Genomic DNA, 24,918 nt, shown 5'->3' with positions numbered 1-24,918 from the left:
CTGGGAATTACAGCGCCGCTTCGTCGGCTTCGCCGGTACGAATACGGATCACGCGCTGCAGTTCGGCGACAAAAATCTTACCGTCGCCAATTTTTCCGGTGTAAGCGGCTTTGCTGATCACATCGACGACTTCATCGAGCTGATCGTCGGCGATAGCCACATCAATCTTTACTTTCGGCAGGAAGTTGACGCTGTATTCCGCACCGCGGTAAAGCTCTGCATGGCCTTTCTGACGACCGAAGCCTTTCACTTCCGTCACCGTTAAGCCCTGAATGCCAATAGAAGACAGCGCTTCGCGAACGTCTTCGAGTTTGAATGGTTTGATTACCACGGTAACCAGCTTCATAGATCCCCTCCAGTCAGAATTCGGTAGTGGCTGCGAACACATAACAGTTAAAGCAAGGGCCGTGCCAGAAATGAAAAAGCGGTATTTGTGCAGGAAAATAGGGGGTGCAATACGGGAAATGCGGCGGCAAAAAAGAAAAACGCACCATGCGGGTGCATGATGCGCGTCACAAATGCATTCTGTTAGAAAAATGCCTGTCGCTGGTGCATCAGGCGGTCAAAGCATCGTCCTGAGCGCTGGCGGCCAGCTCTTCTCCGGCTAACTGTAGCTGATACATCTGCCAGTAACGCCCTTTGGCTTCAAGCAGTTGCTGGTGCGTTCCCTGCTCTACCGCCTGCCCGCGATGAAGCACCATGATGGTGTCCGCGTCGACGATGGTCGATAAACGGTGGGCAATCACCACCAGCGTAGTGCGCTGACGCACGGCGGCGAGCGCCTGCTGGATGGCGCGCTCGGTGCCGGAGTCTATATTAGCGGTCGCTTCGTCGAGGATCAGCACCTGCGGGGTATCAACCAATACCCGGGCCAGCGCCAGCAGCTGCTTCTGACCGACCGACAGATTGTTGCCCTGCTCGCCCAGATGGGTGTAGATGCCGTCACTCATGCTGTGCGCCAGCTCCGCCAGCTGCACCGTTTCCAGCACCTGCCAGACCTGCGCCTCGCTGATGTCGCGCCCCAGCGTGACGTTAGCAAAGAACGAATCCGCCAGCACCACCGGATCCTGCTGCACCACGGCGATGCCCTGCCGCAGCACCTGATGGCTCAGGCTCGACAGCGGACGGCCGCCGAGCCGAATCTCTCCGTCATTCGGCGAGTAGTAGCCCATCAGCAGGCTGGCCAGGGTACTTTTACCGCTACCGGTATGCCCCACCAGCGCCACAAAGCTGCGCGCCGGAATGGCGAGCGAGATATTTTGCAGCACCATCTTGTCGCCACGATAGGCAAACGACACGTTATCAATATCGATATCGCCGTTCGCTAAAGGGGCGATATCGTCGCCGTACTGCTGGCGCGGGCGGTCCATCAGCTCAAAAACGCGCTCACCGGCGACCACCGCCTGTTGCAGCATCGACTGCTGGGTGGTCAGTTCAATCAGCGGCTCGTTCAGACGCCCCAGGTAGCTAATAAAGGCGTACAGCACGCCCACTTCAATGGACCCCTGGGCGCTAAAGCCGAACAGCATCAGCAGACCGCATAAGATTAACGAGGAGAACAGGCTCAGCAGCGGGCGCAGCAGGAAGCCGTCCAGCCGCAGAGTCTGCATACGCGCCATATAGTGTGAACGGCTGACCTCGCCAATGCGCTCGCCAAAGCGCACCTGCTGGCGGAACTGCTGGATCACGCTCATGCCGTTGATCACTTCATTAAAGCTATCGTTGATGTCGGCAAGATAAGCGCGCACGCGGCGTACAATCGGCGTGCTGTAACGCTGATAAATCACCATCACCGTCATCACCGCCGGGAAAATGGCCATCGCCACCAGCGCCATCCGCCAGTCAAGGCTGAACATCGCCACCAGCATGGCGCCAATCAGCGCCGCGCTGCGCAGCACCGTGGCAACAACGGTGACGTACAGATCGCGAATCACTTCGGTGTCGTTGGTCACCCGGGAAATCAGCTGGCCGACCGGTTGAGTGTCGAACTCACTCAACGGCTGGCGCAGCGCAGCGTCCATTACGTCGCTACGCAGCTGTTGCACCACGCCGACCGCCGCACGGTTAAACAGCAGCGACTGGCTATAGTGCAGCGTGGCCGCTAACAGCTGGAGGCCAATATAGGCCGCCGCCAGCCCGGCGACGGTAGCCCACGGCAAAATACCTTTCGCCACCATGTTGTCGATAAAATAGCTGATCAGCAGCGGTCCGCTCACCTCGGCGGCGGCGGCTACCCACAGCATCACCACGGCGATCGACAGCGGCTTGCGCCACGGCGAGCCGTAGGCCAGCAGCCGTTTTAAGGTTGGCCACAGTTGCCCGAAACTACGCATCAATTTCCTCCGGTTTCTCTTCTTCCGGCGCGTCGTTCAGCGCGGCTTCCAGCTGTTGATAACGGTACATATCGCGATACCAGCCCGCCTGCGCCGCCAGCCGATCGTGCTGCCCACGCTGGGCAATGTGCCCGTGCTGCATGACGATGATTTCGCTGGCGTCGGTCAGCGCCGACAGGCGGTGAGCGCTGATAATCACCGTTCGCCCTTCGCCCCACTGACGCAGGTTATGCAGTATTTGATGCTCGGTGCGGCCATCGACCGCCGACAGCGAGTCATCAAGAATCAGAATTTCAGCGTCCAGCAGCAGCGCGCGCGCAATCGAGATGCGCTGCTTCTGCCCGCCGGAAAGCATTACGCCGCGCTCGCCCACCTCAGTGTCGTAGCCCTGCGGCAGGCGCAGAATATCTTCATGAACACAGGCCAGCTTCGCCGCGCGCTCAATCTCCTGCTGAGTGGCGCTCGGGCAGCCCAGCGCGATCTTGCTGGCGACCGTATCGGAGAACAGGAACGGCGTCTGGCTGACCACCGCCAGACGGCTACGCCAGGCGTCAAGCTGGAGCTGGCGCAGGGGAATATCGTGGAAACGAATCTCGCCGTCATCCACGTCAAAGTGGCGCTGAATTAGCGACAGAATGGTCGATTTCCCTGAGCCGGTCGGCCCGCAGATACCCAACATTTGCCCCGGTTTCAGCGTGACGTTGACCGCTTCGAGCGTCGGTTTGTCGGTTTGTGGGTAGCTAAAGCGCTGAATAGCAAGCTCGAGCGTACCGCGCCCTTCCGGCACCGGCTGGAAACCGTCGTTCACCACCGGCGCTTCCGCCAGCAAGGTACGAATGCGGCTATAGGCGGCGCTACCGCGTTCGACGATGTTGAACATCCACGCCAGCGCCAGCATCGGCCAAATCATCAGCCCGAGATACATCATAAAACTGGTCAACTGGCCGAGAGTCAGGTCACCCTGCATCACCATCCAGCTGCCGCCGGCGATGGCCAGCAGGTTCGCCATGCCAATGGCGATATAAATCGTCGGGTCAAAGCGGGCGTCAATGCGCGAGACGCGCATGTTCTTCACCCCGGTGTCCGCCGCGTCGGCGGCAAACTGCGCCGACTGCCGGTCCTCAAGGCCAAAGGCTTTGATCATGCGAATGCTGGTCAGGCTTTCCTGGGTGCGGTCATTCAGGCTGGAGAACGCCGCCTGCGCCACCTTAAAGCGCTCGTGCAGCAGGTTACCGTAGCGATGAATAACCAGCGCCATGATTGGCATCGGCACCAGCGCCAATAACGTGAGCTGCCAGCTGAGCTGGGTCGACATCACAATCAGCACCGCGCAGCCCATCACCAGCGAGTCGACCAGCGTCAACACCCCTTCCCCGGCGGCAAAGACCACGCGGTCGACGTCGTTGGTGGCGCGCGCCATCAGGTCACCGGTGCGGTGGCGTAAATAGAACTCCGGATGCTGACGGCTCAGCTGCCGGTAGAAATCTTCGCGCAGTTCAACGGCCAGCTGGTAGGAGGCGCCAAACAGCAGCACGCGCCAGACGTAGCGCAGCAGATACACCACCACGGCAATCAGGACCATAGTGCCGACCCACATCATCAGCTTACCCGCCGTGAAGTGGTGTTGCGTCACGCCATCCACCACGATGCCCACCACTTTCGGCGGGATCAGCTGGAGAATAGCAATGATAATCAGCAGGGCCACGGCGCCGAGATAGCGACGCCATTCCCGACGGAAGTACCAGCTAAGTTGAGCAAATAATCGCACGCAGTAAAATTCCAGAGATAGAGTTATTCGATGGGAAGTGCTGTGGTGTATTTAATCTGTTCCATCGCAAAGCTGGAGGTGACGTCCGACAGTCCGGGGACGCGATTTACCAGGCTTTTGTAAAAATCATCGTAGCGTTTCATGTCCGCGACCTGCACGCGCATCAGGTAATCATACTCCCCGGCCATGCGCCAGAAGCCCAGAACTTCGGGCATTTGCGTGACTTCGCTGACAAACAGGCTGTACCAGTCGCTGCTGTGGTGCTGGGTTTTAATCAGCACAAACGCCGTTAGCCCTAACCCGAGCTTTTCCGCGTCCAGCAGCGCCACGCGCCCGAGCAGCACGCCGTCATCTTCCAGCCGTTTGAGCCGTTTCCAGCACGGCGTGGTGGTCAGATTAACGGCATCCGCCAACGCCTGCAAAGAGAGCGTACAGTCATTCTGCAGCAGGGAGAGCAGCTTTCGGTCAATTTTATCTAACATCACCTTCACCAGGAGAAAATTTTTCTCTCTTAATTGTATTTTAAAGGCCAGATGACAACAATTTTTTCTGCCGTTTTCGCTAAGCTAGGCACAAAATGACAAACGGAAAAATGATGATGAACAGCACCTGGGTCAAAAATGCCATTAGCGAAATTAACGCCGATTATCAACGCAGCGCCGATACGCATCTGATTCGTTTGTCGCTGCCCGCCTTCCCCGGTATTCAGCTATACCTGAAAGATGAAAGCACCCATCCCACCGGCAGCCTGAAGCACCGGCTGGCGCGGTCGCTGTTCCTCTACGGGCTGTGTAACGGCTGGATTCAGGAAGGAACGACGATTATTGAATCCTCTTCTGGCTCGACGGCGGTGTCCGAAGCCTACTTTGCGCGCCTGCTGGGCCTGCCGTTTATCGCGGTCATGCCTGCCTGCACCGCGAAGCGCAAAATCGAACAAATTGAGTTTTACGGCGGCCGCTGCCACTTCGTGGAGAGCGCGTGTGAAATCTACGCCGCATCGGAAAAGCTGGCCCGCGAGCTGAACGGCCATTATATGGATCAGTTCACCTATGCCGAGCGCGCAACCGACTGGCGCGGCAATAACAATATTGCCGACAGCATCTTCCGCCAGATGTCTCACGAACCCAACCCGGTACCGTCATGGGTGGTGATGAGCGCGGGCACCGGCGGCACCTCCGCCACCATTGGCCGCTATATTCGCTGCCAGGGCTACGACACCCAGCTGCTGGTCGTCGACCCGGAAAACTCGGTATTCCTCGACTACTGGCAGCAGCGCGACGCCAGCCTGCGCGGCAGCGTCGGCAGTAAAATCGAGGGCATTGGCCGCCCGCGCGTCGAACCGTCGTTTATTCCCGACGTGGTCGATAACATGCTGCGCGTGCCGGACGCCGCCAGCGTCGCCACCGCCCAGTGGCTGGAAACGCAGCTCGGCCGTAAAGTGGGCGCGTCTACCGGTACCAATATGTGGGGCGCGCTACAGCTGGCCGCGCAGATGCGCGCTGAAGGAAAAAGCGGTTCAATCGTCACGCTGCTGTGCGACAGCGGGGAGCGCTATCTCGATACCTATTACAACGCCGAATGGGTGGCGAATAACATCGGCGATACCGCGCCGTGGCGGCGTGAGATTGAGCAGCTGATTGGCCAATAAAAAAAGCCCGGCATCATCAGAAGCCGGGCTTGCTGGCAAGTCTCTCTATTCGGGGGAATAAGGTAGATTTGGTGTATCCAGCCAATGCGTTAAATAGTGAGAAACCGCCTGGTTGGTGCAGTTTCCGATAACCGGCAGGTGGGGCAATGCGGCTTTCAGCTGCCCCATCGCGTTCCCCATGATCACGCCACGGCCTACCAGCCCCAGCATTTCACGGTCGTTCATCGCATCGCCAAAAGCCATGCACTCTTCCATGCCGACGCCGAGATGTTCGCCCAGCACCGCCAGCGCCGCGCCTTTGTTGCTGCCGAGCGGCAGAACTTCCAGACAATCCACCGCCGAAAAACAGATATGGGCGCGCTTATCGAGCACTTCCGTCAGCTGAATGCGCAGGCGGCAGAGATCGTCATGATCGCCGCAGAAACAGACCTTAGTGACCTGATGTGCCGGGATCCGGCGTAATTCGCGCAGCTGATAGCGGAAACCGCTATATACGTGCGCCTTCAGCAGCGCTGGAATGTCCTGGCCGGTAAACCAGCCGCTGTCGTTAAACACGTGCATGCTGGCTTTGGTTTCCCAATGGGAATGCAGGACCAGCTCGGCGACGTCCGGCGAAAGATCGCTACGGAACAGCACTTCACCCTGCTGGGTATGAACGCGCGTCCCGTTACCGGTGATGAGAAACGCGTTGAGCGCTAGCGCGTCCACCAGCGGACGCATCTCCAGCACGTGACGCCCGGTGGCGAAAGTCAGGGCGATTTTCCGTTCACGCAGCCGCTTTAGTACCGCCACGGTTCTCTCGCCTAAACGATGATCTGGCATCAACAATGTGCCATCCATATCAAACGCCGCCAGTCTTGCCATGATTTTCCCCACCTGTGATCGCTCTCTCTTGTCAGTCAGTATCTGCTGGGATATACGGAAGTAATACTGAATACTTAATTTTTATTGTTCCGGGTTTTTATGCGACTGTTAAATCGTTTAAATCAGTTCCAGCGTCTGTGGCAGCCGTCGCTGGGTGAGGACCAGCAGGTGACCATCGCCGAGCTGGCCGCCCGCTGTTTTTGCAGCGAGCGCCACGTGCGGACGCTGCTGCGTCAGGCGCAGGACGCCGGCTGGCTCAGCTGGCAGGCGCAGTCCGGGCGCGGCAAGCGTGGACAGCTACGCTTTCACACCACGCCGGAAACGCTGCGTAATGAGATGATGGAGACGGCGCTTAACCGCGGCGAACAGCATAACGCGCTGGAGCTGGCGCAAATTGCCCCGGTTGAACTGCGGGCGCTGCTGCATCCGTTCCTCGGCGGCCAGTGGCAAAACAATACCCCGACGCTGCGTATTCCGTACTATCGCTCGCTGGAGCCGCTGCAACCGGGCTTCCTGGCCGGGCGCGCCGAGCAGCATCTGGCCGGGCAGATTTACTCCGGCCTGACCCGCTTCAATCATGAGGCGTCTCAGCCGCAGGGCGATCTGGCGCACCACTGGTCGGTCTCCCCGGATGGGCTGCGCTGGCAGTTCTACATTCGTTCGACGCTGCACTGGCATAACGGTGATGTGGTTGAGACTGAACAGCTGCGCCGCCGCCTGCTGATGCTGTTCGCGCTGCCGGAGCTGGAGAAACTGTTCGCCAGCGTCAAAGAGATTACGCAGACGCACCCGCAGTGCTTGAGTTTTATTCTGCATCGCCCGGACTACTGGCTGCCGCACCGGCTGGCCAGCTACTGTAGCGTGCTGGCACATCCGGACGACCCCGAACAGGGCACCGGGCCATTTATGCTGAAGATCTTTGAACCGGAGCTGGTGCGTATTGAGAGCCACCATCGCTACCACCACAGCCACCCGCTGCTGCAGGCGATCGAGTACTGGATCACGCCGCAGCTTTTCGAGCAGGGGCTGGGCACCAGCTGCCAGCATCCGGTGCAGATCGCCATCGGTAAGCCGGAGGAGCTGGGTGAGCTACGGCTGGTCAGCCACAGTATTAGCCTTGGATTTTGCTATCTGGCGCTGCGCCAGAGCCCGCGTCTGAGCATGGCACAGGCGCAGCGGGTCATTGCGCTGATTCACCGATCCGGGCTGCTGCAGAGCCTGCCGCTGGGTGAAAACCTGATCACCCCGAGCGAAGAGATGCTGCCCGGCTGGGATATCCCACTGGCGCAGAAAGACCCACAGGTGGCCCTCCCCGCTCAGCTCACGCTGCTTTATCACCTGCCGGTGGAACTGCACACGATGGCGGAAGAGCTGAAAACCGCGCTCGCGCGGCTGGGCTGCGAGCTAACGGTACTGTTCTACGACGCAAAAAGCTGGACCGGTTGCCCGCATCTGCCCGAAGCCGATCTGTTTATGGGCGATCGGCTTATCGGCGAGATGCCGGAGTACGCGCTGGAACAATGGCTGCGCTGCGATGCGCTATGGCCCGCGCTGTTTACCGATGCGCAGGCGGCTCGCGTACAGGTGGCGCTGGACGACGCGCAGGCCCTGGCTGACGATGCCCAACGCATTGCCGCCCTGAAGCGCATTTTCACCCGCCTGATGAGCGACGCCATTCTGACGCCGCTGTTTAACTATCAGTACCAGGTCAGCGCGCCGCCGGGGGTGAACGGCATTCGCCTTAACGCGCGCGGCTGGTTCGATTTCAGCCACGCCTGGCTGCCGCCCACCACGAGGTGAAGAAGCTGGTCGCCGCGTCGTACAGGCGTTACCATAGCGGCTTTCAGATTCACAGACAGGAAAAGCCATGAAACGTGCCGTTGTCGTCTTTAGCGGTGGACAAGATTCCACTACATGCCTGGTGCAGGCGCTGCATCAATATGATGAAGTGCACTGCGTCACGTTTGATTATGGTCAGCGCCACCGCGCCGAGATTGACGTTGCCCGCGAACTGGCCCTCTCGCTGGGCGCCCGCGCGCACAAGGTACTGGACGTCACCCTGCTGAACGAACTGGCGGTCAGCAGCCTGACCCGCGACAGCATCCCGGTGCCGGACTATGAACCCAACGCCGACGGCATTCCCAACACCTTCGTACCGGGGCGTAATATTCTGTTCCTGACGCTGACGGCGATTTACGCCTACCAGGTACAGGCAGAAGCGATCATCACCGGGGTGTGTGAGACCGACTTCTCCGGCTATCCTGACTGCCGCGACGAGTTCGTGAAGGCCCTGCACCACGCGGTGAGCTTAGGGATGGCGAAAGACATCCGTTTTGAAACGCCGCTGATGTGGCTGGATAAGGCGCAAACCTGGGCGCTGGCGGACTACTGGGGCAAGCTGGACCTGGTGCGTAGCGAGACGCTGACCTGCTACAACGGCATTAAAGGCGATGGCTGCGGCCACTGCGCGGCCTGTAATCTTCGCGCTAACGGGTTGAATCATTATCTGGCGGATAAGCCCGGCGTGATGGCCGCGATGAAACACAAAACCGGGTTGGAGTAAGGGGCCGTCTGTTCCCGGGGTCGCTTGCGCTCGCCCTTGTAAACCCGGCGGCGCTGCGCTTGGCCGGGCTACATTCGTGCAATATTTACATTTGGTGTAACCCGGACGACCGCAAGCGACTCCGGGACCGCCACATCACTCCACCATCGCCTCCAGGTGCTCGCGCAACTCCCCTTCCAGCGCTAACGCTTTCTGCGTTTTAAGATCGATACACACAAAGGTGATCAGCGCATCGGCCACCACCTGCCCTTCGGGATCCAGCGTGACCACCTGGCTGAGTACGCCGCTTTTGCCGTTTAGCTGTTCCACTTTGCTGGTCACCGTCAGCACGTCGCCCAGAACTGCCGGACGGCGGTAGTTGATATTGATATTCACCACCACAAAGGCAATGTGGTGCGCGCTCATCCACTGGAACCCCGCGCTGTTTTCCAGCCCGTCCCAGCGGGCCTCTTCCAGAAACTCCAGATAGCGGGCGTTGTTAACGTGCTGATAAACGTCCAGGTGATAACCGCGAACCTTGATTTTCGTCTGCATAGCGCCATAGCCTTGTTATTTTAAATTATGAATAGAGTCAGAGGTCATACCACTGGTATGACCTCTTTAGTCTGGCAAATTTTCAGACGAGTGCAAACCGTCAAAGCAAATTAAAGCGTGAGGTGCGCCAGATTCCGTTCAACCAGCGAGTTGCCCATCCCCGGCACCTGCTTCAGATCGTCCAGCGTTTTGAAGGGGCCGTACTCCTCGCGGTAGCTGACGATGGCCTGCGCCTTCTTCAGCCCAACGCCATTCATCGCCTCGGCCAGCGCTTCGGCTGACGCGGTGTTGATGCTTACTCTGGTACCTTCATCCTCGGCAACCTTGTTACCCGGTTCGGCCTTCGCCTGTTCCCCCGGCGCTTTGCTCTGCACCGCGGGTGTTTTCGCCGCCGCAGGCTGGGCGGCCTGGGCGCTGAAGCTGATGCCAGCACAGGCCATGACGGCGGCCATAACACACAGTTTGATTCCACGTTTCATAAGATGTCTCCTTATTGGTTGATGACCAGAGCACCATAACGAGTGGCGGAAGGCGGCGCAAAAGGCGGATTTCAAATGTGGAAAAGGCCGCGAAAGCGGCCTTTGGTAGGTACATCACATTACAAATTAATGCGAGGAGCGTTCCGATTATTGCTGCTGGTCGATGATATCGCCGAGCTTAATCTTCGCGGATTTACGCAGGTTGTTCATCATCGCTTCGAAAGCAATCTGCGCGTTGTTCTGGGTAATACCCTGCACCATCGCTTTTTTCTGCGCTTCCGGCATTTCGCCCGCTTTCACTTCGTCCAGCGCCAGCAGCACCACGTTACCCTGCATATCGTTGCCGATACCGAAGCCTGGCTTATCTTTCTGCGGCAGCGGCAGCGCGAAGGCCGCCTGGCTCAGTGGATCCTGACCGGCGCGGCTCAGGGTTTTCGCGGCGCTGAAGCTCAGACCCGCCGCTTTCATCGCCTCGTCACCTTTACCATCTTTCAGCGCCACCAGCAGCTTCTCAGCGTCCAGCTTCGCCTGCTGTTCGGCTTTGTTGTGCTTAACGATATCGGTCACCTGCGCTTTCACGTCGGCCAGCGGTTTCACCGCTTCGGCTTTGTGCTCGCTCACGCGCAGTACAAAGGCGCGATCGCCATCAACGGTGATGATGTCGGAGTTGCTGCCCGACATGCCGTTCTCGCCAACCAGACCGCCGTTAAAGATAGCGTCAGACACCGGCTTGAAGTTCAGCTCGGCAGGCAGGTTGTTACGGTCAAACCAGCCGGTTTCGACGGCTTTTACGCCGGCGGCCTGTTCTGCGCCCGCCAGCGAGTCGTTATCGTTGCTCGCCGCATCGCTCACTTTCTGCTGCAGCGCATAGAACGCGTCGAGCGCTTTTTCCTGCTTCACTTTGTCGGCAATGTCGTTACGTACGTCCGCCAGCGGTTTTACCACGGCAGGCTGAACGTCATCCAGACGCGCAACCAGGAAACCGACGGAGGATTTGATCACCCCAGACAGCTGGCCCTTGTCTTTCAGACCGGCATTTTTCAGTTCATCAGGGGTGGTCGACGCTTCCAGCCAGCCCATATCGCCGCCGTTACGTGCGGAGATAATATCGGCGGATTTGGTTTTCGCCAGTTCAGCGAAGTCTGCGCCTTTGTTCAGCTCGTCCAGCACCGCTTTGGCTTCCGCTTCAGTTTTGGTCTGAATCACGCTGTAGCGAACGCGCTGCGGCTGGGTGAACTGATCCTGATGCTGATCGTAGTAAGACTGGATATCGTCGTCAGAGACGTTCTGGCTCATCGCCGCAGCGTCCAGCTTGATGTAGCTGACGCGGAACTGTTCAGGCGCCACGAACTGACCTTTGTTCTGCTCGTAGTAGCTGGAAATTTCCTGATCGCTCACCTGCTGTTTTGCCGCCAGTGCGTTGACGTCGATGGTCGCTTCGCGCACCAGACGCTGCTGGGATACCAGCGCCGCCAGCTGGTCGGTTTCGCCAGGCAGCATGAAGTCGGTGCCCGCGACGGCGTTAATCAGCTGCTGAGTGGTGAGCTGGTTACGCAGCGCCTGCGCGTACTGGTCAGGGGTCATGCCCATCTGATTCACCAGCGAGGTATAGCGGGTGTTATCAAATTTGCCTTCATTCTGGAACGCCGGGGTCGCGAAAATCGCTTTACGCACCTGCTCATCGCTGATGCCAAGACCTAAGTCCTTCGCATACTGGTCCAGCAGCGCTTCGTCGATCAGGCGGTTCAGCACCTGCTGACGCATCGTTTTGATATAGTTTTCGTTGGCCGCCAGCTCGGAGAACTGGTCGCCAAGCTGCTGCTGCATACGGTTACGCTCGCTTGCAACGGCATTTTCAAACTGGCCGCGGCCAATTTCCTGGCCATTCACTTTCGCGGCAAAATTATTGTTACCGCCGATCAGATAACCACTCACGCCGGTCAAAATGAACGACACGATAATGAGACCGAAAATGACTTTGATCACGACGCTGTTGGCCGCCGTGCGTAAATTGTCCATCATGGTGTAACAACACTCCGCTGTAGGTGACAAATACCTCGCGCAGCATAGCACGTGTGGGCGCTGCGCGTGAGGCCGTATTTTGACAAGAAACCGGGGCGGTTGTCAGCACACACCGCATATAAACGCCTAAAAGTACGCATTAAGCCATAAAAAAAGGCACATCAGATGATGCGCCCTTGTACTTTGCCACATTCCCTTAGCGGGAAAGCGATCAGTTTACCGCGTCTTTCAGTGCTTTACCTGCACGGAAGCCTGGTACTTTCGCGGCAGCGATAGTGATCTCTTTACCGGTCTGAGGGTTACGGCCTGTACGGGCAGCACGCTCTTTAACAGCAAAGGTACCAAAACCTACCAGCGCAACGTCATCCCCAGCTTGCAGAGATTCAGTAACAGAAGCAATTAAAGCATCTAATGCACGTCCAGCTGCAGCTTTGGAGATATCCGCGCCAGCAGCAATTTTGTCAATCAGTTGAGATTTGTTCACTGTTCTCTTCCTCTCTTTATTATTTATATCGCACCTGAATCCTTCACGGCGCGATCGCGGAGCAGTTATATCAGGACTCCCATGCCCTTACAACACCCGTTGTCGACGACACACCTGCCAGCCGTCTAAATTAGCGAGACAAAAAAAGGCTGGCAAGTCAGTTTACGCTTGCCAGCCCGCTTTTTATTAACGCTCTTTGCGCGAGGTCACTATTTTGCGGTTACAACCTGCATGCCGGTCGGCTCATTTTGCAGCGCAAGGGACAGAACTTCCTCAATTCGTTTCACCGGATGAATATCAAGATCCGCCAGAACGTTGTCCGGAATCTCTTCCAGATCGCGCTTGTTCTCATCAGGAATCAGAACAGTCTTAATGCCGCCACGGTGTGCCGCGAGCAGTTTTTCCTTCAGGCCACCGATCGGCAGCACCTGGCCACGCAGGGTGATTTCACCCGTCATCGCCACGTCAGCGCGCACCGGGTTGCCGGTCAGGCAGGAAACCAGCGCGGTACACATCGCGATACCCGCGCTCGGGCCGTCTTTCGGCGTCGCCCCTTCCGGCACGTGAACGTGGATGTCGCGTTTTTCGTAGAAATCCGGGTTGATACCCAGTTTCTCCGCGCGCGCGCGCACCACGGTCAGCGCAGCCTGAATGGACTCCTGCATCACTTCACCGAGAGAACCGGTGTAGGTCAGCTTGCCTTTACCCGGTACGCAGGCAGTTTCGATGGTCAGCAGATCGCCGCCCACTTCCGTCCACGCCAGGCCGGTCACCTGACCCACGCGGTTTTCGTCGTCGGCGCGACCGTAGTCAAAGCGCTGAACGCCGAGGTAATCGTGCAGGTTGTCGCCGTTAATTTCGATGTGCTTCAGCGTCTTATCCAGCAGCAGCTGTTTAACCGCTTTACGGCACAGTTTCGAAATTTCACGTTCCAGGCTACGGACGCCCGCTTCACGGGTGTAGTAACGGATAATGCCGACGATTGCGCTGTCGTCCACCGTCAACTCGCCTTTTTTCAGGGCGTTACGCTCAATCTGCTTCGGCAGCAGGTGACGTTTGGCGATGTTCAGTTTTTCATCTTCGGTATAGCCGGACAGACGAATCACTTCCATACGGTCCAGCAGCGGCGCCGGAATATTCATGGAGTTCGAGGTCGCGACAAACATCACGTCGCTGAGATCGTAGTCCACTTCCAGGTAGTGATCGCTGAAGGCCACGTTCTGCTCTGGATCCAGCACTTCAAGCAGTGCGGATGCCGGATCGCCGCGCATGTCGGAAGACATTTTGTCGATCTCATCGAGCAGGAACAGCGGGTTTTTAACGCCCACTTTGGCCATTTTCTGGATCAGTTTGCCCGGCATCGAACCAATGTAGGTACGACGGTGGCCGCGAATTTCCGCTTCATCACGCACGCCGCCCAGCGCCATACGGATGTATTTACGCCCGGTCGCCTTGGCGATGGACTGGCCCAGAGAAGTTTTACCTACCCCCGGCGGCCCTACCAGGCACAGAATCGGGCCCTTGATTTTGTTCACACGGCTTTGTACCGCGAGATACTCAAGGATGCGGTCTTTCACGCGCTCCAGGCCGTAATGGTCGGTATCAAGGATTTCCTGCGCCTGACGAAGGTCTTTTTTGACCTTGCTGCGCGCGTTCCACGGCACCTGCACCATCCAGTCGATATAGCCGCGAACCACGGTCGCTTCCGCTGACATCGGCGACATCATTTTCAGCTTCTGCAGTTCGGCTTCGGTTTTTTCTTTCGCCTCTTTCGGCATTTTCGCCGCGTCGATCTTACGCTTCAGCGCTTCGTTCTCGTCCGGCGCGTCGTCCATCTCGCCGAGTTCTTTCTGAATAGCTTTCATTTGCTCGTTCAGATAGTACTCGCGCTGCGATTTTTCCATCTGCTTTTTGACGCGGTTGCGAATACGCTTCTCAACCTGCAGCAGATCGATTTCCGACTCCATCATCGCCATCAGATATTCCAGGCGTTCGTTGATGTCGGACATCTCCAGAACGGACTGCTTATCAGACAGCTTCAGCGGCATGTGCGCAGCAATGGTATCCGCCAGGCGCGCCGGGTCGTCGATGCTGTTCAGCGACGTCAGCACTTCCGGTGGGATTTTCTTGTTCAGCTTGATATAGCCTTCAAACTGACCGATTGCGGTGCGCACCAGCACTTCCTGCTCGCGTTCTTCAATTTCAGGCGAGTCCAGGTACTCCGCTTTCGCCGAGAAGTGTTCGCCGTTATCAGACAGCGTGGTGATACGCGCGCGCTGAAGCCCTTCAACCAGTACTTTCACCGTACCGTCAGGCAGTTTCAGCATTTGCAAAATAGAGGCCACGGTCCCGACGGTGAAAAGATCGTTTACACCCGGCTCATCCGTTGAAGCGTCTTTCTGGGCGACCAGCATGATTTTTTTATCATGATCCATGGCAGCTTCCAGACAACGGATAGATTTTTCCCGCCCTACAAATAAGGGAATGACCATGTGCGGATAAACCACCACATCGCGCAACGGCAATACGGGGATTTCAATGCGTTCAGAACGCTCAGGATTCATAGAGCTCTCTCTTAGTTTAGTGTCCGCCAGGTAAACTGGTTACGCGACTGTGCTTCGCACAACCATTAACATGTAACCAGTATATGGGGATGTATTCCACACATTCAACGCCATGAATACGGAAAAATAAAAGGGGGAGATAAAATCCCCCCTTTTTGATTAACTGATTGTATGAACTGGTGAATTATTCGCCAGATGCCTGCTGTGCTTCCGGCTTGCCGTAAATCAGCAGCGGTTCGCCCTGGCCGGCAATGACCGACTCGTCGATAACCACTTTCTCAACGTCTTCCATGGAAGGCAGATCGTACATGGTTTCGAGCAGCGCGGCTTCCACGATGGAACGCAGACCACGAGCACCGGTTTTACGCGCCATGGCTTTCTTAGCGATAGCGTCCAGCGCTTCGTCGCGGAATTCCAGATCCACACCTTCGAGATTGAACAGCGCCTGATACTGCTTGGTCAGGGCGTTTTTCGGCTCTTTGAGGATCTGAATCAGCGCTTCTTCGCTGAGTTCGGTCAGGGTCGCAACAACCGGCAGACGGCCGATAAACTCAGGAATCAGACCAAATTTGATCAGATCTTCCGGTTCAACCTGGGTCAGCAGCTCGCCTTCGCTGGCCTTGTCGGTTTTCGATTTCACCGTCGCGCCAAAGCCAATACCCGACCCCGTTTCAACACGGTTACCGATCACTTTATCCAGGCCGGCAAACGCGCCGCCGCAGATGAAGAGGATCTTCGAGGTATCAACCTGCAGGAATTCCTGCTGCGGATGTTTACGACCACCCTGCGGCGGAACGGCCGCCACGGTGCCTTCAATCAGCTTCAGCAGAGCCTGCTGTACGCCTTCGCCGGACACGTCACGGGTAATCGACGGGTTGTCAGATTTACGGGAAATCTTGTCAATTTCATCGATGTAAACAATACCGCGCTGCGCTTTCTGTACGTCGTAGTCGCACTTCTGCAGCAGTTTCTGAATAATGTTTTCCACGTCTTCACCCACGTAACCGGCTTCGGTCAGGGTGGTGGCGTCCGCCATGGTGAACGGAACGTCCAGCAGGCGCGCCAGCGTTTCGGCCAGCAGCGTTTTACCAGAACCGGTTGGGCCGATCAGCAGAATGTTACTTTTGCCCAGCTCAACGCCGTTGTTGGTGTCGCCGTTACGCAGACGTTTGTAGTGGTTATAGACCGCCACGGCCAGAACCTTTTTCGCCTGTTCCTGACCGATGACGTAGTCATCTAAATGGTGGCGAATTTCATGTGGCGTCGGCAGTGCACTGCGTTCGCGATGCGGCGCCACTTCTTTAATCTCTTCGCGAATGATGTCGTTACATAAATCGACGCATTCGTCGCAGATATACACGGATGGGCCGGCGATGAGCTTACGCACTTCGTGCTGGCTTTTGCCGCAAAAAGAGCAGTACAACAGTTTGCCCGAGCCATCTTTGCGTTTATCTGTCATGAGTCAAAACCTCTTTTTAAGTTCTTTGTGCCGCATATGACGACGCAAATGCCATTCTTCAGCGCAAGCTGCTACGCAAGCGTTGTGCCGCCCTTAGTAGTATATACCGTGCAGCGGCACGTGCGGTCATGACATTAGTTACGCTGACTCAAAATTGAGTCAACCAGGCCATACTCGACGGCTTCAGAAGCGGACAGGAAGCGGTCACGTTCAGTGTCGCTTTCGATCTGCTCCAGAGACTTGCCGGTATGGTGCGCCATAAGCTCATTCATACGTCCTTTCACCTTCAGGATCTCGCGGGCGTGGATTTCGATATCCGTCGCCTGGCCCTGATAACCGCCCAGCGGTTGGTGAATCATCACGCGGGAGTTCGGCAAGCAGAAGCGCTTGCCTTTTGCGCCTGCGGTAAGCAGGAACGCGCCCATCGACGCCGCTTGCCCCATACAGATGGTGCTGACGTCCGGCTTAATGAACTGCATGGTGTCGTAAATGGACATCCCTGCCGTAATCACGCCGCCCGGGGAGTTGATGTACAGGTAAATGTCTTTTTCCGGGTTTTCCGCTTCCAGAAACAGCATTTGCGCCACAATCAGGTTCGCCATGTGGTCTTCCACCTGGCCGGTCAGAAAGATAACGCGCTCTTTAAGCAGACGGGAGTAGATATCAAAAGAACGTTCGCCACGGGAGGTCTGTTCAATGACCATCGGCACCAGGGCCATGTGGGGTGCAAAATTATCTCGTTCGCCACTGTATGACATTTCCGTCTCCTGGATAAAAAATAAAATAGCCACAACATTATGATTATAGCGATGCGGCGAGTGATTCGTTCCCCCAGTAATGGGTACGATCTTACCCTATTTCAAGCATAACAATATTTTGTTGTTACGCTAACACCCAAACGGCGTTTTATCACGTCAGCTTTGGTTATCGCTGCAATAAAAAAAACCCGTCACCAAAAGGCAACGGGTTTTTCTCAAAACCGTAAACCGGGAAGCGAAATTACGCCTGCTGGTTCATCAGTTCGTTGAAGGAAGTTGCTTTTTCAGTCACTTTCGCTTTTTCCAGAACCGCTTCAACAGCCTGTTCTTCCAGAGCGACGCTGCGCATGTTTTCCATCAGCTCTTTGTTTTTGCTGTAGAATTCAATAACTTCTTTCGGATCTTCGTAGGCAGAAGCCATTTCTTCGATCAGGGTAGCTACGCGTGCTTCGTCAGCTTTCAGCTCGTTGGTACGAATCACTTCGCCCAGCAGCAGGCCAACAACAACGCGGCGTTTCGCCTGCTCTTCGAACAGCTCACGCGGCAGTTCCATCGCTTGCTGCTGGTTGCCACCGAAACGCTGTGCAGCCTGACGGCGCAGAACGTCGATTTCGCTGTCAATCAGGGCAGCCGGAACGTCGATCTCGTTGGCTTTCACCAGGCCTTCGATGGCCTGAGATTTAACACGGTTACGTACCGCGCCTTTCAGCTCGCGTTCCATGTTTTTACGCACTTCAGCGCGCAGGCCTTCAAGGGTGCCGTCTTCAACGCCGAAACGTTTGATGAATTCAGCAGTCAGTTCCGGCAGCTCACGCTCTTCAACTTTCTTCAGGGTAATCGCGAACTTAGCCGCTTTACCTTTCAGGTTTTCAGCGTGGTATTCTTCCGGGAAGGTCACGTCGATGGTGAACTCTTCGCCCGCTTTGTGGCCTTTGATACCGTCTTCAAAGCCCGGGATCATGCGACCCTGGCCCATTGCCAGTACGAAGTCAGTCGCTTTGCCGCCTTCGAACTCTTCGCCGTCTACGGAACCGATGAAGTCAACGGTTACGCGGTCTTCAGCGTCAACAGCGCCGTCTTTGTCTTTCCAGTTAGCCTGCTGCTTGCGCAGGGTGTCCAGCATGCCGTCAACGTCGGCTTCGGTCACTTCAACAACCGGTTTTTCAACTTCGATAGCGTCCAGGCCTTTCAGCTCAACTTCCGGATACACTTCGAATTCTACCGCGTAGGTGAAGTCTTCACCCAGCTTGTATTCGCCCGGAACGTAGTTCGGTGCGCCAGCCGGATTGATCTTCTCTTTGATGATCGCATCAACGAAGTTGCGGCTCATCAGGTCACCCAGCACGTCCTGACGCACGGAAGCGCCATAACGCTGAGCAACAACATTCATCGGTACTTTACCTTTACGGAAACCGTCAATGCGTACTTTTTTCGCTACGTTGACCAGCTCGCTTTTTACAGCGGTCTCGATGCTGTCAGCAGCGATAGTAATCGTTACACGGCGGCCAAGGCCCTGAGTGGTTTCAACTGAAACTTGCATCTTGTTACCTCAAAAAAATCACAGTGCTCGGTCAACTCTGAATCATGCCTTGCAGTACTGGGACGTTCTCTTTTAATCAGAAACCATTCCCTGTAGCCAGAATCATCCCGAAGACATTCCGAAAAATAAGACGCAGCATTATAGCGGCATCACTTTTATGAGTCGAGAACGGTTATCACGCGTTGCTGCGGCATTTTTCACAATTCCCGGCTAATTTTTGTCTGAATACTGACTTTAGCGCGCAAAATTCAGACAAAACAAAACGGCCCGCAGGCCGTTTTCTCATAATCTGTACGCAACATACTGGAAAAGTTCCGCGTTGCAAATGCCTTTTCTACGCGATAGTGCCCGCGCCACGACACGGCGGCGAAGCAAAAACCGTATCCTGTAAACCTTCCCACTCTTTACGCGTGTAGGTGTGCAGTGCCAGAGCATGTACGGTGGTGGCAAACTCCTCTTTTAGGGTGCCATAGATCATTCGGTGGCGATTCAGGAAGCGCTCCCCGGTGAATCGATCGCTCACAAGCACAACTTTAAAGTGGCTCTCAGAGCCTGCCGGTACGTTGTGGCGGTAGCTTTCATCGACAACTTCCAGGAACACAGGATCAAACGCTGCCCTTAATTTTTCTTCGATTTGTTCACGCATCATCATGATATTACTCCTCCGACAACGTTAAGATGCCGCCTATCCCTTTAAATGTTAGCCGCTTTTACTGATTCCATTACACAAAGGCAACAAAAAATTAGCTTTCGCGGCCTTTTATTTGTCAAGTAGATGAAGTTAACGCCTTTTACAATCGCTTCTCATCTGAAATCCTGCGGCAAACCGATCCCTGGTGCAGAAAAGCACCAACGCGATGAAATTACATGCATTGCCTACTTCCCCTTGCCGTTGGCGATGTTATGATGGCTGCAATTTTCAGTAAACAATGCGTTTGAGAACTCTAACATGTTAAAAAAAATCCTCTTCCCACTGGTAGCACTGTTTATGTTGGCAGGATGCGCAACGCCGCCGACCACCGTTGACGTGTCGCCTAAAATCACCCTGCCGCAGCAGGATCCAAGCCTGATGGGCGTTACCGTCAGCATCAACGGCGCCGATCAGCGCCAGGATCAGGCGCTGGCGAAAGTGACCCGCAATAACCAGCTGGTGACCCTGACTGCTTCCCGCGACCTGCGCTTCCTGATGCAGGAAGTGCTGGAAAAACAGATGACCGCGCGCGGCTACATGATTGGCCCAAACGGGGCGGTAAATCTGCAAATCATTGTTAACCAGCTGTACGCCGACGTTTCCCAGGGTAACGTGCGTTACAACATCAATACCAAAGCCGATATCGCCATCATTGCGACCGCGGCGAACGGTAACAAGATGACCAAAAACTACCGCTCTAACTATTCCGTTGAGGGCGCGTTCCAGGCATCCAACCAGAATATCGCTAACACCGTTGATAGCGTGCTGAGCGACACCATTGCCGATATGGCTCAGGACACCGCGATCCACGATTTCATCAAACAGAACGCCCGTTAATCCTGTCTCAGACCCGGCCTCTCGCCGGGTCTGAACGTATAGACCTATGCCTGCTCACTATCTGCGAATTTTTCAGCAACCGAAATCAGCTATTTTGCTGATTCTTGGCTTTGCCTCCGGTTTACCGCTTGCCCTGACGTCAGGGACGCTACAGGCGTGGATGACGGTCGAGAATATCGACCTGAAAACCATCGGTTTCTTTTCACTCGTGGGTCAGGCATACGTCTTCAAGTTTCTCTGGTCGCCGGTCATGGACCGCTACACGCCGCCGTTCTTAGGGCGCCGTCGCGGCTGGCTGTTAACCACCCAATGTTTACTGCTGGTCGCCATCGCGGCGATGGGCTTCCTTGAACCCGCCTCACAGCTGCGCTGGATGGCGGCGCTGGCGGTGGTTATCGCCTTCTGTTCCGCATCACAAGACATTGTCTTCGACGCCTGGAAAACCGACGTACTGCCCGCCGAAGAACGCGGAGCCGGGGCCGCCATCAGCGTGCTGGGCTACCGCCTGGGGATGCTGGTTTCCGGCGGTTTAGCGCTGTGGCTGGCCGACAAATGGCTGGGCTGGCAGGGGATGTACTGGCTGATGGCCTCGCTGCTGGTGCCCTGTATTATCGCCACCCTGCTGGCGCCGGAGCCGAGCGACGTTATTCCCGTCCCCAAAAGCCTAGAGCAAGCGGTGGTTGCGCCGCTCAAAGATTTCTTTGGCCGCAACAACGCCTGGCTGATCCTGCTGCTGATTGTGATGTACAAGCTCGGCGACGCCTTCGCCATGAGCCTGACCACCACCTTCCTGATTCGCGGCGTCGGCTTCGACGCGGGCCAGGTCGGCATGGTCAACAAAACCCTCGGCCTGTTCGCGACCATTGTCGGCGCACTGTACGGCGGCGTGCTGATGCAGCGCCTGACCCTGTTCCGCGCGCTGCTTATTTTCGGCATCCTGCAGGGCGTTTCCAACGCCGGTTACTGGATGCTGTCGGTCACCGACAAGCATCTCTATTCGATGGCGGCGGCGGTGTTCTTTGAAAACCTGTGCGGCGGCATGGGTACCGCGGCGTTCGTCGCGCTGCTGATGACGTTGTGCAACAAATCGTTTTCCGCCACCCAGTTCGCGCTGCTGTCGGCGCTGTCCGCCGTGGGCCGCGTGTACGTTGGGCCGATTGCCGGTTGGTTTGTTGAATCCCACGGCTGGCCGACGTTCTATCTCTTCTCCGTCGTGGCGGCGGTGCCGGGCATATTGCTGCTGCTGATCTGCCGGCGAACGCTGGAATATACCCAACAGACCGAGCAGTTTATGCCGCGTACCGCCTACAGCGGCGGATATCGTCTGGCGCTGCGTCTGCTGCTGGTTGGCGTTGCTCTGCTGGGCATCTGGCTGCTGATGTTAATCAGCGACGCGCTGAATTTCACCGCGCTGCCGTGGTCGTCGATGGTGCTTGAGGCGGGGATAGTGGTGGCTTTTGTCGGCATCGTGTTCGGCTGCCTGCTGGATTACCTGGCACTGCGTAAAACTCCGGTTCCGGTCGCTAAGTAAAAAATGCGGCATATCCGTTGTAATCACTATACGTAATAATAACCCACACATCGTATATAAAATTTTTTATTTGCGCTTTTGTGCGCTTTAGAATTCTGGAAATTACTGGAACGTTTAAAACGCGCATTATTTCTTTAACCGATTCAGCACCAGATCAATTAAATTTTCGTTTTTTAATTGTCTTTTATTTGATGATTAATTGTTAATTATTTGTGTATTTTCAGCAATGGTTATACCAATTGCCATCCCAGGCCTCCCCTTACGCCCCCTTTCGTTATAACGCCCGTCAAATGGGCATTCCGCCTGAAAAGTAGACATACTTGGCAACATCTGTGACAAGCACGGCAGAACCCGGTAACACATAACTGACAGAGGCCCAATGATGTTTACAGTAATGTAACCTTCCCGTAAAATGACCCCACACTTTAAACGCCACCAACACCCCGTGGAATTGAGGTCGTTACATGAGACTCAGGAAATACAATAAAAACTTGGGATGGTTGTCATTAATCGCCGGCACTGTATTACTCAGTGGCTGTGATTCTGCACTACTTGACCCCAAAGGACAGATTGGACTGGAGCAGCGTTCGCTGATTCTGACGGCTTTCGGCCTGATGATGATCGTCGTGATACCGGCCGTCTTAATGGCCGTTGGTTTCGCCTGGAAATACCGTGCGAGCAATAAAGATGCGAAGTATAGCCCGAACTGGTCACACTCCAACAAAGTGGAAGCTGTGGTCTGGACCGTGCCAATTCTTATCATCATCTTCCTCGCCGTACTGACCTGGAAAACCACGCACTCCTTAGAACCAAGCAAACCGCTGGTTCATGACGAGAAACCTATCACCATCGAAGTGGTTTCCATGGACTGGAAATGGTTCTTCATCTACCCGGAGCAGGGCATTGCTACCGTTAACGAAATCGCCTTCCCGGCGAACGTACCGGTGCAGTTCAAAGTGACCTCCAACTCCGTGATGAACTCCTTCTTTATCCCGCGTCTGGGCAGCCAGATTTACGCCATGGCCGGTATGCAGACCAACCTGCATCTTATCGCTAACGAAGCGGGTACCTACGACGGTATCTCAGCAAGCTATAGCGGCCCGGGCTTCTCTGGTATGAAGTTCAAAGCCATTGCTACGCCGGATCGTGCCACATTCGATCAGTGGGTCGCTAAAGCGAAACAATCTCCGAACACCATGGACGACATGGCGGCATTCGAGAAAGTGGCTGTACCGAGCGAATACAACAAGGTGGAGTACTTCTCCAGCGTGAAACCAGATTTGTTTAAAGCAGTGACCAGCAAATTCATGGATCACGGCAAGAGCATGAACATGTCCAAACCGGAAGGCGAGCACGCAGCGCACGAAGGGATGGAAGGCATGGACATGAGCCACGCGGAATCCGCTCACTAAGGGGCCGAGGAAGAATACGATGTTCGGAAAATTGACACTGGATGCAGTGCCCTACCACGAACCCATTATCGTGGTTACGGTGGCTGCCATTATCGTCGGGGGACTTGCTCTCCTGGCGGCCATCACTTACTTCGGTAAGTGGTCCTATCTATGGAACGAGTGGCTGACCTCCGTCGACCACAAAAAACTCGGCATCATGTATGTCATCGTCGCTATCGTCATGCTGCTGCGTGGCTTTGCCGATGCCATTATGATGCGTAGCCAGCAGGTGCTGGCCTCCGCCGGGGAAGCAGGCTTCCTGCCGCCTCATCACTACGACCAGATCTTTACCGCCCACGGCGTTATCATGATCTTCTTCGTGGCGATGCCGTTCGTTATCGGTCTGATGAACCTGGTGGTTCCGCTGCAGATCGGCGCGCGCGACGTGGCGTTCCCGTTCCTGAACAACCTGAGCTTCTGGTTCACCGTTGTCGGCGTTATTCTGGTTAACCTGTCTCTGGGCGTTGGTGAATTTGCTCAGACCGGCTGGCTGGCCTATCCGCCGCTCTCGGGAATTGAGTATAGTCCGGGCGTCGGGGTCGATTACTGGATTTGGGCGCTGCAGCTCTCCGGTATTGGTACCACTCTGACCGGTATTAACTTCTTCGTGACCATCATCAAGATGCGTGCGCCAGGAATGACGATGTTCAAGATGCCGGTATTTACCTGGGCATCTCTGTGCGCCAACATCCTGATTATCGCCTCCTTCCCAATTCTGACGGTTACCATCGCGCTGCTGACCCTGGATCGCTATCTGGGCACCCATTTCTTTACCAACGATATGGGCGGCAACATGATGATGTACATCAACCTGATTTGGGCCTGGGGCCATCCGGAAGTGTATATCCTGGTTCTGCCGGTCTTCGGGGTGTTCTCTGAAGTGGCCGCAACCTTCTCGCGTAAACGCCTGTTTGGCTACACCTCGCTGGTGTGGGCGACCGTGTGTATTACCATCCTGTCGTTCATCGTTTGGCTGCACCACTTCTTCACCATGGGTGCCGGCGCGAACGTAAACGCCTTCTTCGGTATTACCACGATGATTATCGCCATCCCGACCGGGGTGAAGATCTTCAACTGGCTGTTCACCATGTATCAGGGCCGCATCGTCTTCAACTCTGCGATGCTGTGGACCATCGGCTTTATCGTGACCTTCTCGGTCGGCGGTATGACCGGCGTTCTGCTGGCGGTGCCGGGCGCGGACTTCGTGCTGCACAACAGCCTGTTCCTGATTGCGCACTTCCATAACGTCATCATCGGCGGTGTGGTATTCGGTTGCTTCGCCGGCCTGACCTACTGGTGGCCGAAAGCCTTTGGCTTCACTCTTAACGAAACCTGGGGCAAACGCGCCTTCTGGTTCTGGATCATCGGCTTCTTCGTGGCATTTATGCCGCT

The 24,918-nt window shown here is 56.0% G+C and carries 21 protein-coding genes; 7 read left to right on the top strand and 14 right to left on the bottom strand.

Going from position 1 to position 24,918, the window contains the following annotated elements; genetic code table 11:
* Positions 1 to 7 precede the first annotated feature (7 nt).
* The 4 genes from glnK to ACK5JN_RS21710 all read right to left on the bottom strand — a co-directional run bounded on the left by glnK (position 8) and on the right by ACK5JN_RS21710 (position 4,583).
* Positions 8 to 346, bottom strand: a complete 339-nt coding sequence (gene glnK, locus ACK5JN_RS21725; protein ID WP_004858743.1) for a P-II family nitrogen regulator — start codon at positions 344 to 346, stop codon at positions 8 to 10.
* A 208-nt stretch (positions 347 to 554) separates the two neighbouring features.
* Positions 555 to 2,333 (bottom strand): SmdB family multidrug efflux ABC transporter permease/ATP-binding protein, encoded by a 1,779-nt coding sequence (locus ACK5JN_RS21720; protein WP_416872045.1) that lies wholly within the window; start codon positions 2,331 to 2,333, stop codon positions 555 to 557.
* Entirely contained in the window at positions 2,326 to 4,101 is a 1,776-nt protein-coding gene (locus ACK5JN_RS21715; RefSeq protein ID WP_416872044.1) for a SmdA family multidrug ABC transporter permease/ATP-binding protein, read from the bottom strand. The genes ACK5JN_RS21720 and ACK5JN_RS21715 overlap by 8 nt, the downstream gene beginning before the upstream one ends.
* A gap of 23 nt (positions 4,102 to 4,124) precedes the next feature.
* Positions 4,125 to 4,583, bottom strand: coding sequence for an Lrp/AsnC family transcriptional regulator (locus ACK5JN_RS21710; protein ID WP_106927961.1), 459 nt, complete (start codon positions 4,581 to 4,583; stop codon positions 4,125 to 4,127).
* A 113-nt stretch (positions 4,584 to 4,696) separates the two neighbouring features.
* Here ACK5JN_RS21710 and ACK5JN_RS21705 point away from each other — a divergent pair, with 113 nt between their 5' ends.
* Positions 4,697 to 5,749: a PLP-dependent cysteine synthase family protein gene (locus tag ACK5JN_RS21705; protein WP_416872087.1), complete on the top strand. Its 1,053-nt coding sequence runs from the start codon at positions 4,697 to 4,699 to the stop codon at positions 5,747 to 5,749.
* Between the two features lie 45 nt (positions 5,750 to 5,794).
* Here ACK5JN_RS21705 and cof read toward each other — a convergent pair whose 3' ends face one another.
* Positions 5,795 to 6,613 carry an HMP-PP phosphatase gene (gene cof, locus ACK5JN_RS21700; RefSeq protein ID WP_416872043.1) on the bottom strand — a complete coding sequence of 273 codons (819 nt, stop codon included), beginning with the start codon at positions 6,611 to 6,613 and terminating at the stop codon, positions 5,795 to 5,797.
* Positions 6,614 to 6,712: 99 nt separating this feature from the next.
* On the opposite strand from cof, the gene ACK5JN_RS21695 reads away from it, so the two are divergent.
* Both ACK5JN_RS21695 and queC read left to right on the top strand, forming a co-directional pair.
* Positions 6,713 to 8,413: an SgrR family transcriptional regulator gene (locus tag ACK5JN_RS21695; RefSeq protein WP_416872042.1), complete on the top strand. Its 1,701-nt coding sequence runs from the start codon at positions 6,713 to 6,715 to the stop codon at positions 8,411 to 8,413.
* A gap of 67 nt (positions 8,414 to 8,480) precedes the next feature.
* The gene (queC, locus tag ACK5JN_RS21690; protein ID WP_416872041.1) at positions 8,481 to 9,176 is read left to right on the top strand and encodes a 7-cyano-7-deazaguanine synthase QueC; all 696 of its coding nucleotides are present in this window, start codon (positions 8,481 to 8,483) and stop codon (positions 9,174 to 9,176) included.
* 135 nt (positions 9,177 to 9,311) lie between these two features.
* Here queC and ACK5JN_RS21685 read toward each other — a convergent pair whose 3' ends face one another.
* The 9 genes from ACK5JN_RS21685 to bolA form a co-directional block, all read right to left on the bottom strand.
* Positions 9,312 to 9,710: a YbgC/FadM family acyl-CoA thioesterase gene (locus tag ACK5JN_RS21685; RefSeq protein ID WP_416872040.1), complete on the bottom strand. Its 399-nt coding sequence runs from the start codon at positions 9,708 to 9,710 to the stop codon at positions 9,312 to 9,314.
* A 110-nt stretch (positions 9,711 to 9,820) separates the two neighbouring features.
* A complete protein-coding gene (locus ACK5JN_RS21680) occupies positions 9,821 to 10,189 on the bottom strand; it encodes a helix-hairpin-helix domain-containing protein (protein WP_416872039.1) in 369 nt (122 codons plus the stop codon).
* A gap of 147 nt (positions 10,190 to 10,336) precedes the next feature.
* The gene (gene ppiD, locus ACK5JN_RS21675) at positions 10,337 to 12,211 is read right to left on the bottom strand and encodes a peptidylprolyl isomerase (RefSeq protein ID WP_416872038.1); all 1,875 of its coding nucleotides are present in this window, start codon (positions 12,209 to 12,211) and stop codon (positions 10,337 to 10,339) included.
* Between the two features lie 211 nt (positions 12,212 to 12,422).
* Entirely contained in the window at positions 12,423 to 12,695 is a 273-nt protein-coding gene (gene hupB / locus ACK5JN_RS21670; RefSeq protein WP_002444653.1) for a nucleoid-associated protein HU-beta, read from the bottom strand.
* A gap of 209 nt (positions 12,696 to 12,904) precedes the next feature.
* Positions 12,905 to 15,259, bottom strand: coding sequence for an endopeptidase La (gene lon, locus ACK5JN_RS21665; RefSeq protein WP_416872037.1), 2,355 nt, complete (start codon positions 15,257 to 15,259; stop codon positions 12,905 to 12,907).
* 184 nt (positions 15,260 to 15,443) lie between these two features.
* Positions 15,444 to 16,718, bottom strand: a complete 1,275-nt coding sequence (gene clpX / locus ACK5JN_RS21660) for an ATP-dependent protease ATP-binding subunit ClpX (protein WP_416872036.1) — start codon at positions 16,716 to 16,718, stop codon at positions 15,444 to 15,446.
* 134 nt (positions 16,719 to 16,852) lie between these two features.
* Positions 16,853 to 17,476, bottom strand: coding sequence for an ATP-dependent Clp endopeptidase proteolytic subunit ClpP (clpP, locus tag ACK5JN_RS21655; RefSeq protein WP_035894303.1), 624 nt, complete (start codon positions 17,474 to 17,476; stop codon positions 16,853 to 16,855).
* Between the two features lie 241 nt (positions 17,477 to 17,717).
* Complete coding sequence (gene tig, locus ACK5JN_RS21650; protein ID WP_416872035.1) at positions 17,718 to 19,016, bottom strand: trigger factor; 1,299 nt, start codon at positions 19,014 to 19,016, stop codon at positions 17,718 to 17,720.
* A 334-nt stretch (positions 19,017 to 19,350) separates the two neighbouring features.
* Positions 19,351 to 19,668, bottom strand: a complete 318-nt coding sequence (gene bolA, locus ACK5JN_RS21645) for a transcriptional regulator BolA (RefSeq protein WP_416872034.1) — start codon at positions 19,666 to 19,668, stop codon at positions 19,351 to 19,353.
* A 297-nt stretch (positions 19,669 to 19,965) separates the two neighbouring features.
* On the opposite strand from bolA, the gene ACK5JN_RS21640 reads away from it, so the two are divergent.
* From ACK5JN_RS21640 to ACK5JN_RS21625, 4 genes are all read left to right on the top strand, one after another.
* Positions 19,966 to 20,544 (top strand): lipoprotein, encoded by a 579-nt coding sequence (locus tag ACK5JN_RS21640; RefSeq protein ID WP_416872033.1) that lies wholly within the window; start codon positions 19,966 to 19,968, stop codon positions 20,542 to 20,544.
* 46 nt (positions 20,545 to 20,590) lie between these two features.
* The gene (ampG, locus tag ACK5JN_RS21635; protein ID WP_416872032.1) at positions 20,591 to 22,075 is read left to right on the top strand and encodes a muropeptide MFS transporter AmpG; all 1,485 of its coding nucleotides are present in this window, start codon (positions 20,591 to 20,593) and stop codon (positions 22,073 to 22,075) included.
* Between the two features lie 464 nt (positions 22,076 to 22,539).
* Positions 22,540 to 23,487 (top strand): cytochrome o ubiquinol oxidase subunit II, encoded by a 948-nt coding sequence (gene cyoA / locus ACK5JN_RS21630; protein ID WP_416872031.1) that lies wholly within the window; start codon positions 22,540 to 22,542, stop codon positions 23,485 to 23,487.
* A 19-nt stretch (positions 23,488 to 23,506) separates the two neighbouring features.
* The coding region (locus ACK5JN_RS21625; RefSeq protein WP_416872030.1) for a cbb3-type cytochrome c oxidase subunit I at positions 23,507 to 24,918 on the top strand (1,412 nt) is incomplete at its 3' end.

Source organism: Kluyvera sp. (genome assembly GCF_047971185.1).
Lineage (GTDB): Bacteria > Pseudomonadota > Gammaproteobacteria > Enterobacterales > Enterobacteriaceae > Kluyvera.
This window is presented reverse-complemented; position numbering and strand designations above follow the sequence as displayed.